Genomic DNA, 2,042 nt, shown 5'->3' with positions numbered 1-2,042 from the left:
CACCTTCTTACAGCCCGCCCGGATAAAGCCAATATCGAACTCCGCGTTGTGGGCCGCCAGAGGACGCCCGTCCACGAACTTCAAAAAGTCCGTCAGCGCCTGCTTGAGCTGAGGCGCGTCCTTGAGCATGTCGTCGGTGATGCCGGTGAGGCCGATGATCTCCGGCGTCAGGCGGCGGTTGGGGTTGACAAAGGTCTGGAACCGCTCGCAGATCTCTCCATTGCGCAGCACAACGGCGCCGATCTCCGTGATAGCCTCCCGGTCCACCTTGAGGCCGGTGGTCTCGATGTCAAAGCACACGAACTCCCCGTCCAGCGGGCAGTCCAGATCGCCGTGGACCACCACCCGGTCGTCGATGTTGTTGACGAAGTACCCCTCCACACCGTAGAGGAGCTTGATCTTGTCCCCGGCGGCGTGCCAGGCGTCCGGGAAGGACTGGGCCACGCCGTGGTCCGTGATGGCGATGGCAGGGTGGCCCCAGCGGATGGCGGTCTTCACCGCCTCCTTGGTATCCGTCAGGGCGTCCATGTTGCTCATCTTGGTGTGCAGGTGCAGCTCCACCCGCTTCTCCTTTGCGGTGTCCTGCCGGAGGGCGTGGTCGATGACGCTGATGTGATAGGGGTTGAGCTGGATGTCCTTTCCATCCCAGGTGGGCTCCATCTTGCCCTGGACCATCAGCCACATGCCCGGCGCGATAGCGCCCTCCAGCTGCTGGGCCTCCTTGGTGGTGAGGTTTTTCTGGACGGTGACAGAGTTGGTGTAATCCGTCATGTCAAAGCTCATGCGCCACATGCCGGGCCGCCGGGTCTCCCGGCACTCAAAGGCAAAGACCTTACCGGCCACGGTGGCATTGCCCATCTTCAGATCCAGGTCCCGCATGGGGCCGGGCCGGGTCTTGATGGGCTTGCCCATCAGGATCTTGGAGGCCTTGACGCTTCCCCCCTTCTTCTCCCCGCCGGCGGGGGCTGCGGCATGGGACGGTGCGCCGGAGGCAGCAGGAGTCCCTGCGGGCAGCTTCCACGTCACCTCTACGTCTACTTTCTGAAAGCCGTACACGCCCATCAGCAGCCGCTTGAGCTCGGCCAGGGCGTCCTCCCCCAGCTCCGCCCGGGTAGTCAGATGCAGCGTGATGGACATGTCGGACTGATCGATGCAGGCGCTGGTCAGCACAGCCCCCGCCAGCTTCAGCCGCAGCTCGCCGGAAAGCTGCAATTCTGCGAACATTTCAAAAAATGGGATGTCTCTTGACATGGTTTCCTCTCCAGACAGGCCTACAGCCGGCGAGACGCCGGCTGTGGTCCATGATGTATTTCCGCGCTGTGCCTGCCGTCTGGCAGGCGCCCGGGACTTGCTGCCCGGTTCATGTATCCGCCGTTTTCCGCTTTGCCACCGTCTGCACATCAAACGGCACAAACCGGCTCAAAGCCGCTCGATCTCCTCCAGCAGCTTGTCTACAAGCTGCTCCTGGGGAACCTTGTAAAGGATTTCTCCTTTGCGGAAAATCAGGCCCTCACCCTTGCCGCCGGCGATGCCGATGTCCGCCGCCGCAGCCTCACCGGGGCCATTGACGGCGCAGCCCATCACCGCCACGGTGATATTCTTCGTGCAGCTCGCCAGCCGCCGCTCCACCTCTTCCGCCATGGGGATCAGGTCGATGCGGGTACGGCCGCAGGTGGGGCAGGCAATGAGGTTCACGCCTTCCTTCCGCAGTCCCGCCGCCTTCAAAATCTTCTTGGCAGCGTAGATCTCCTCCACCGGATCGGCGGTCAGCGTCACCCGGATGGTGTCGCCGATGCCCATACACAAAAGGCCGCCGATGCCCATGGCGGACTTCACCAGGCCCATGGAAGGGGTGCCCGCCTCGGTGACACCTAGATGCAGGGGATAATCCGTCTCGCTGCTCAGCAGCCGGTAGGCCTCCATGGTCAGCGGCACGTCGGAGCACTTGACGGAGATACAGATATCGTCAAAGTCAAACTTGTTCAAAAGGGCCACATGCCCCATGGCGCTCTCCACCAGGGCCTCGGCGGTGACACCGCCGT

The 2,042-nt window shown here is 62.9% G+C and carries 2 protein-coding genes; both read right to left on the bottom strand.

Annotated elements, in window-relative coordinates:
• On the bottom strand, nt 1–1,251 hold a 1,251-nt coding region (locus QZL67_RS08690; protein ID WP_292920167.1), incomplete at its 3' end, for an exonuclease domain-containing protein.
• A 168-nt stretch (nt 1,252–1,419) separates the two neighbouring features.
• Nucleotides 1,420–2,042: flavodoxin-dependent (E)-4-hydroxy-3-methylbut-2-enyl-diphosphate synthase (locus tag QZL67_RS08685; RefSeq protein WP_292920165.1), on the bottom strand; the 623-nt coding region annotated here is incomplete at its 5' end.

The organism is Oscillibacter sp. CAG:155 (assembly GCA_000436875.1).
GTDB lineage: Bacteria > Bacillota > Clostridia > Oscillospirales > Oscillospiraceae > Oscillibacter.
Note: the sequence above shows the minus strand (reverse complement) of the source record. Positions and strands in the feature narration are given on the sequence as shown.